Genomic DNA, 8527 nt, shown 5'->3' with positions numbered 1-8527 from the left:
GTCCACGGCGGTTCTGAGCTCCTGGTACCGCGGCGGGGTCTCGTCGAGGTCGTTCTCGATCTCGGCGACGGTGTCCTCGTGCTCGCCTGCGGTGTCCCGGGCGTCGGACGCGGAGGTGTCCGCGTCCTCCGCATCGGAGGCGGCCGTCTTGGCCCGTTCGATGAAGGCGTCGCGATCGGGTTCGGGCATCCTGGCGAAGGCGCCGTTGCGGGCGGTGGTGATGTCGTTGTCGGCGGCGGTGGCGCTGCCGTGCGCGGTGTCCGCTGCTTCCCGTGCGTCCCGTGCCTGCCGTACCGCCCCCGGCGAGGGGGTGCCGTCGGTCCCGGGAGCGGGTGCGCGTCCTCCGGCTCCGGTGGCGGGTGCTGCGCTGTCGGAGCCGGTGAGGAGGCGGAGGCCGTCCCGAAGGTCGGCCCTGCCGCGGTCCAGGGTGGTGGAGAGGCCGTTCGCGTCATCGCGTGCGTCACGGGCCTCCTGGACCGCGGTGTCCGCGGCGTCGGAGGCGCGATCGACCCGCGCGTCCACGGTGTCCGTGTTCTGGTCCTGGCCGTCCCGGGGATTCCCGAAGCCGTCAGAGTCCGGCGCGGGGGTGCCGGACTCCGGAACACCGAGGTTCAGCTCCGACCGGAAGCGGTCGACCAGTTCCTGGCGCGGTCCCGCGGGCGCGGGGTCCGACGGGGTCACGGTGATGCTCGGCAGGGGACCGCCGGTGGTCGTGGTGGTTTCGGAAGTGACACCGGTGTTGTCGGTACTGCCGGTGACCATGGTGGCCGTGGTGCCGGTTGCCGTGGTGTTGTCGGCGGGGGGCAGTGTGCGGGTCGTGGTCCCTCCGGTTCCGTCGCCGCCCGACGTGCGACCGGGGGGAGCGGTCCCGCCATCCGTCCCCTGCCCGGTTTCCCCCAGGGCGGTGCGCGTGTTCTTCACGGTCTCGACCAGGGCTTTGGTCTGCTTGCCGAAGCCTTGCCGTGCCTTCTCGTACTTCTCCTCCTGCGCGTTGTAGGCGTCCTCGGCCCCCGTGTCGCGCGGGTTGGCGGCGTACCTCTCGGCCAGGCCCTCCAACGGGGCCCGGGTGTCGGCGTACGCGGCCTCCGCCTTGCTGAACTCCTCCCGCGCCTGGTTGAGCCGGTTCAGGGAGGGGGCCATGTCCTTGGCCTGGTCCGGCGTGAGGAAGCCCATCGCGATCGCGTCGGACTCCGAATACCACTTGGCCATCCGGATCGTGACGTCGTCCACGATCCAGCGGGTGGGCCGGGAGTGGAGCGGGGTCGGCGCCACGGCCGGGTCGTTCCGGTGGAAGGCGGCCGGCGCCTTGAGCTTGCTGCCCGCGGCGAACGCGTAGGTGACGTCGTGTTCGATGAGGTAGACGGGCCCCTGGCGGAGCTTGTCGGACTCCTGGTAGCCCTTGACGGCTTGGTTGGATCCTGATTCGGCCCCATGGGACGAACTGCTGCTCGGGCCCACCGAACCGGTGTAGATGCCCTCGTGCCTGTCGTAGGGGATGCCCTCCGCCTCGGTGCTCAGCCCGGCGGGGCGGAGCTCGCTTCCGAGGCCCGTGTTCGTGCTGTGGGAGTGGCCGGCGGTGTTCGTCCGGGGCCGGGCGCGGGAGTCGCTGACCTGGCCGTCCGGCTGCGTGTCCAGGATCTTCGCTCCGCGGCTGCTCGCCACGGCCTTGGCGCCCCACTCGGTGTGATTGCTCGGCATGGGCCTGCTCCAGCCGATGCGGTCGATGTCCGTGAACTGCACTCCCGCGGGGTTGCGTGAAGCCGACTGGTCCAGCGCCTTGACGGCCTCGTCGCTGAGGCTGCGGTCGATCTCGTTGTACACCGGGTCCATGCCGTAGACGTCGGCGAGATAGGCCCGCGCCGCGTCGGCGTGCTCGCCCTCGGGGGTGTCGACGGGCGGTTTCCAACCGACGGACCGTGCGATGACGATGTTGGCCTGGTCGCGTAGGGCCTGTCCGTGGTCCTGCACCATGACCGGCAGTGCGAGGGCGGAGTCGTTGCCGGGTCGGGGACCCGCGTTGCGGGCCCACGTGCGCAGAGCGTCGGCCCAGGACGCGTAGATGGGGGCTCCGGGCCGCCGCGTCGTGCCGGTTCCCGTCCGTTCTCCGGTGGTGCCGGTGGTGTCGCCGCTCTCGGGGGCCGGGGGGGCGTCCCGGTCGGTCCCGGTGGATTCGATGCCGTCCGTGGATGTGGTGGCGGCCGGAGCGGGTGGCGGCGACAGCAGGTCGGTGCCGGTTCCCTGTGTGCCGCCCTCCGTGACGCTGGTGGTCGTGGTGGTCGTCGCCGGGGGGTCGAAGTCCATGTACGCGAACGCGTACAGCGTGTCGACCCGTCCGCTGCCCGCTTTGCCCGTGTAGGTCGGGCGCCGCGGGTTGCCGTCCTCCCTGATCTCGGGTTTGTCGAGGGTGAGTTTCAGTTCGAGGGTCGTGTTCGCGCGGACCCTCGCGTACGGGGTGTTCAGGTGCAGTTCTGTGGTGTGGACGTCGTCCTGGGACTGCCCGGAGGAGCGCCCGTCACCGGTGGAGGAGGACGCGGCCAAGGCGGGCGAGATGAACAGCGGGCGGTCGCCCGGCTGCCCGTCCGGCCCTTGGTCGTCCTGGGCATAGGGCGTAGGTTGCAGCCCTGTGGCGTCCAGGCTCTTCGTCGTTGAAGTCCCCCGGTTCTGCGAGTTCGCGTCGGTCTTCTTCAACGTGTGCGACTCGATGTAGTAGCCGGACTGGCCGACGTGTGAGATGTCGGTGCCCTCCGGGTTGCTGGTCAGTTGCACGTAGAGCTTCCCCGTGGAGCTCGAACGCTGTGGCCGCGGCCCCGAGTCCGGGGTGGGCTCCGGCCCCAGCGCGCGGACCTTGACCGGCAGCGGAGCGGTGGGGTCCGGGTTCTGGGCCAGGTGCGTGGTCACCTGCTTCAGCAGGGCCTCCCGGCCGTTGCCGAGCGTCAGCTCCAGTCCGTTCGAGGCGAGGGCGTCCACCAGGGCCTGGACGGCGGCCTCGGGGTCGGCGGGCTGGATCTGCCTACCGTTGTTCTCGAACCCCGGGCGTACCCGCGCGTGCTCGGGCTTGTCCGGGTTCGGCTGGGGGCTCAGGACCACTGCGTCGCCCTCGCGGGTCGCCCGGTCCATCACCATCCCCTCCTCCTGGGCGTCGCGGGAGTGCACGTAGCCCGAGACCAGGTCCGTAACCTCACGGGTCATCCCGCGGAACAGGGTGTTCCAGCTCAGAGTGGGTCCGATGCTCCAGTTCTTCAAGAACTCGATCGCCAGGGTGATACGACCGGAGGCGCGGAAGGCGTACGCCTTGGTGTTGTTCGGGATGAACAGCACCGACGACGAGAACGAGGTCGACTGGGTGTGTGACGTGCCGCGGGAGAAGAACGTGCGGGCGAGGGAGGGCCCGACCAGCGGGATCGGTCTGACAGCCTCGTTGGGAAGGGATCCCTCGGAGGAGGGCGGGTTCGGGTTGCGGGCCCCACTCCCCCCGAACTTGAGTCCGAGGCTGCCGGTCAGGGAGGAGATGGTGGACAGAACCGTCTCGCCGCTGCTGCCCCACCGCATCTGGGCGTCGACGGGGCGGAAGTAGGTGACGGTGTCCATCTCGGCCCTGGTGGCGGTGGTCACCCGGACGTCGTGCGGTGACCGGAAGCCGCCGCTTATCTGGTAGCGGGAGCGGGAGCCCGACCGACTGGTCAGGCTCTTGTCCGCGGCGAGTACCTCCGACGACATGGCGTCTTCGAGCCGCTTACTGTTCCCCGGCGACCGGGAGAGGTGCGACACGCGCTTGCGCACGTACCCCTCGTGGAGCCCGCTGCGCGTATCGGAGAAGGCCCGGTACATCTGCTCCAGCAGCCCGGGAACGGCCCGGTCCCCGGTATCGAAATGGGTTTTCACGTGCTCGATGATGCCGCCGGTGCGGTGCAGCCCCTGGGCACGGAGCTGGTCCAGGGTCGGCGGGGCCTGCGTGGGCTGGTCGTCCGGGGAGCCGTCCCCGCTCCGCTCGACTCCGGGGGGAGCGGTCTGCGACGTCGTTCCGGTGGTGTTCGCGGTGTCGCCGGGGGGAGGCGGTGGGGACAGGACGACCGCTTGGTCGTTGTCGGTGCCCGTGGCCGTGGTGGTGACCGCGAGAGGCGCGGTGGTGTTCTGGGGAGGGTTGGCGGTCTCAGCTCCTCCGCCGAACAGACGCCCCCAGGTGTGCACGGCCCCGTCCCGGATGACGGTCCACCGGCCTCCCCGGTTGTCGCTCGCCGTACCGTCGGGGGTGGTGGGCTTCAGGGCGAGCATGTCCCGTACCTGCTCGGTCGGGAGTGCTTGCCAGTCGTCGGTCGTGGAGGCGTCCGACCGCGTGGAGTCCGAGGCCGTCGGGGAGATCTTGGGCGTGAGGAGGACCATCTGGGTCTCCATCCCGTCGCCCAGGAGCGGGGAGCCGTGTTCGCGCTGCGGCCTGCCGTCGCGCGCCATCCCGAGGTCGTCGTTCTCGAACAGCCGTGCGGTGAAGCGGGCGCGGGACGTCCACACGTCGGAGTCCCCGGTGAACAGGATGGTCTCCTCGGCGTTGCGGGAGATGCCCTGGGCGGATTCCTTGCTGAAGCCCAAGGAGGTGAGCAGCGCGACCATCGAGTTCCCCAGCTTCCCGGGGACGCCGCGTGCGTCGCCGTTGGCATCGTCGCGCACGCTGCCGCCGACGTTGAGGCTGAGCGAGTTGGTGAACCCCGACCCCTTCGTGACACTGATGCCGGACGAGCCCGCGAACCGGGCGCCGCCGCTGGCGGTCGTGTCGAACTGGTGCACCAGGGGGTCGAACTCGCCGTAGACGCGCAAGGTCACGTGGTCGGGGCGCAGGCCCCTGTCCTTGAGGACCGTCGTCGGGTCGATGACGGCGGTTTCCTGGAGGCGGACCGGGATGCCGTCGCGGGGCAGGTCGGACGCGCCGCTCTTGACACCGGACTCGGAGAGTGCCTTGAGGACCTTGAGGGTGTTCTCCTTTGCCACGCCCGCGTTGCGGCGCAGACCCCAGCGCTCGCGGAAGCTGCGGACCGCGTCCGGGTCCATGTGGCTGGGGCGGACGGCGTAGTCCTTCCTGGTCCGAGCCATGTCCGGGATGACCATGCCGGGGTGCTTCTCGGAGATGGCGCTGAGCAGGCTGTACGCCAGGTCGTCGTAGAACGGGCCCTGGGGTGCGTGGGGGTCCGGAGTGTCGCCCTCGGTGTCGTTGTTCTCGGTGGTGCCCGCCGTGTTCGTGGCGTTGGTGTTGCCGTTGTCTGCAGTTTCTGTGTTTCCAGTGGTGCTGGTCGTGGTGTTGGTGTTCTCGGTGGCGCCCGTGGTTCCACCGTTGTTCGCCGGGGCGACCGGGGAAGCCTGGCCGAACCCGAGCACGGTGGCGCCGCTCAGGTCCGTGGGGCGGTCCACCGCGAGGTTCGGGAACGGGGGCCGGGGCGGTGCGGCCGATCCGTCGGTCGAGGTCGAGGTCGGGGCCGGGGTCTTGGGCAGTTCACCGTTGAGCAGGCGGGCGTCCTCGACCGTGAGCATCTCGACGGTCTCACCCTCGAAGCGGTGCGCCTCCGGCTCGCCGTCGAGCTGGACGTAGAAGTCGCGCTTGACGTCGTAGGCGGCGTGGCCGGAGGGGGCGTGCACGACGTGGCTGCTCGTCCCCGAGGTGTTCAGGGTGATCTCCGTGCTCTTCTTGAACGTCGCCGAGTACTCCACGGAGGGCACGTCGAGGCGGATGCTCTGGCCGTTGGGCAGGTCGACCCAGATGCCGAAGCCGCCGCCGACCGAACCGGAGAACATGGTGGAGTGCTTCACGGTGGAGGAGACGTTCTTGGCGATGGTGTTGCTGTGCACGAAGTCGGCCAGGCCGAGGGTGTAGTCCTTGCGGTTGTACTCGGTCGACACCGACCACATCTGCATGGTCCGGACGGAGTTCTCGGAGAACTGGACCCGGATGTGTGCGGAACTGTTGACCATCTGCGGCAGGTACTGCAGCACCCGGTCGTTGTCGAAGGTGGACTCGATGACCTCACGGCGCTGGTTGTCGCGCCGCTCCTTCTTGGAGGGGGTGCGGCTGCTGTCCGGGTTCCCCCCGGGGCGGGGGCCCAGGAGGCGGTCGGCGAGCCAGGTGCCGAGGGTGCCCTTCCGGCCGCCGCCCGTCGTGGTGGTGCCGTCGCTGCGGTCGCCTTCGCCGCTGCGGTCGGTCCCGCCGTCGCCGGACGTGGTGTCGCCGCCGGTGGTTCCCGTGGTCTCCCCACCGGTCATCGGGGGGACCGGGGAGAAGCGGGTGATCTCGAGCGGGTGGCCGGTGCCGATGAACGGCCGGTTCACCGGCTTGCGGTGCCCCTTCGTGTCCGCCGGTCCGTTGTCGGGTTCGATGCGCACGGGTGCGTCGGAGGAGGAGACCACCTCGCCCGGCAGGTTCATGGCGAGCCCGTTGTACGCGGTCCCCTCCCGGACGCGAGGGGCGGTGAGGCCGGGGCTGGTGACGGAGGCCCTCATGTGCAGGTCGCCGACGTAGAGGTTCGGGGTACCGAGCGGTTCGATGCCGCTGGCGGAGTTGGCGCTGGTCGAGGCCGATCCGCTGATGTTCCGGGAATCTATGGTGCCGCGCACGCCGAAGGAGACGATCGGACCGGCGTCGTTGCCGCCGGCGCTGGCCACATACAGGGGGCTCATCGTGAACTTGCCGCCGACGGTCTTGCCCCCGTCGTGTGACCCGGCCTCGCTGGAGTCCACCCCGTAGCCGGCGCTGTGGAGCCTGAGGAACTGGGATTTCGCGTCGCCGCTCAGAGGCTTCAGGTCGACGTGGTAGAAGTCGCCGTCCTCGGGGCGCAGATCGATGTCGGCGCTCCAGGTCTGCCCGTCGTGGGTGGTGCTGACGGTGTGCCCGCCCTCGCGCAGGAAGGGGCGGGGACCTTCCTTGTTGAGGGTGTCGACCACGCTGTCCACGATCTTCTGCCGCGCGGGGTCGGGCATGCCCGGTGTGCCGTTCAGGACGTCGTGGACGAACCCGGGCAGGTGCTCGGTGAAGAGCATGTGCGGTCCGAGGACGGTGGACGTGGTCAGGTAGCCCAGGTCGTAGCTCTGACCGCTCCGGTCCGGCACGAAGCCGCCGTCGTAGGTGAGGGGCGGGAGCGGCCGGGGCGGCGGTGCGCCTTCAAGCGGGGTTCCCTCCTGGTTGCTCCGGCTCGGGTCCCTGTTGCTCTCGGTCCCGGTGGTGTTCCGGTTGTCGACCGGGCCACCGTCGCGCGTGACGGGGGAGTCGGTGCCGAGGGGGCCGAGCCGGATGTCCCCGTCGCCCCCGCCGAGGGGGACGGGGCCGGGGTCGCGGCTGGTCCCGCCCGTGGTCTCCAGGACGGCCATGACGGTGGTCGGGCCCTGGGGGCGCAGCAGGTCGGCCTGCCTCTGGGCGAGGTGGTCGTAGGTGCGGTAGGCCTCGTTGGCCTCGCGCTGGGCCTCGAAGGCCTGGGCGCGCAGATCCTGGGCGTCGGGGCGGCCCCGGCTCTCGGCCTCCCTGGTCTGGTTGACCAGGTCCTGGGCGCGCTGGTAGCCGCTGATCGCGTCCTTGATGCTGGCCGAGGCCAGCTCCCCGAGCCGGATGGCGTCGGCCAACCTGTCCGCCGCGGCCTGCGGGGAGGGGTCCCCCGTCCGGACCGGGACCTCGGTCATGGGGAAGGCCACGATGTCGTGGCCGCCCCGACCGCCCCGACCGCCCCGGCCGTCCCCGTCCGTTCCGCGGCCCCGGCCCCCGCCCCCGGTGCCGCGCCTGGTGTCGGAGCCGCCCCTGTCGCCCGACCGGTCGCTGCCGCCCTGGTCGCCGCCGTCGGAGCGGTCGCCGTCGTTGCCCCCGGACGAGGTCCTCCCCGGTTCCACGGCCGCCGGGATCCTCTCCAGCAGCTTCCGTACGCTTTCGGCGCGCTTCCTGGCGCTGTCGGCGAGGGCCTCGGCGTCGTCGCGGGCCTCCCGGGCGGTCTCCGCGGCCTCGGCGGCACGCTCGGCCGCGGCCTCCGCCTTCTGGGCGGCCTGCTGCGCATCCTGGTGTGCGCGACGGGCATCGGCGGCGGCGTTGTCGGCGGCGGTCACGGTGCCATCGGCGGTGTCCCGTGCGTCCTGGGCGAGCTCCCGCGCCTCCTCCGCGCGATCGGCGGCCTCCTGAGCCGTCTGCGCGGTGGTGTCCGCCCTGTCGCGCAGGTTCTGTGCCCGCTGGGCCAGCTGATTTGCGTCCTCGGTGGCCCGGGCCGCGCGTTCCGCCGCTTCGCGGGCGGTCTGCCGGGCCTCCTGGGCCCTCGATCGCGCGTCCTCCGCGGTCCGGCGAGCGGTCTCCTCCCGGGTGTTCGTCGTCCCCCGGGGACCGGTGCCGCCCGACCCCTCGCCGCGGGACGGGTTGGACGTACCGGTCGTACCCGGCGCCGTCTGCCCGCCGGGGGAGGGTCGGGCGGCGTTCGCCGCCGCCTGGGCCGCGAGGTCTGCGGCGGTGCGGGCCGCGCGGGCGTCGGCCTCAGCCTGTGCGGCGTCCCTGATGGCGTCCGCGGCCCCCGCTCGCACA

At 71.4% G+C, this 8527-nt stretch carries 1 protein-coding gene; it reads right to left on the bottom strand.

Annotation, left to right across the window (positions count from 1 at the left end):
- Nucleotides 1-8527, bottom strand: an 8527-nt coding sequence (locus tag ACFWTE_RS29115; RefSeq protein ID WP_378783126.1) for a hypothetical protein, incomplete at both ends; no start/stop codon positions are given.

It is taken from the genome of Nocardiopsis sp. NPDC058631, from assembly GCF_042716955.1.
GTDB lineage: Bacteria > Actinomycetota > Actinomycetes > Streptosporangiales > Streptosporangiaceae > Nocardiopsis.
This window is presented reverse-complemented; position numbering and strand designations above follow the sequence as displayed.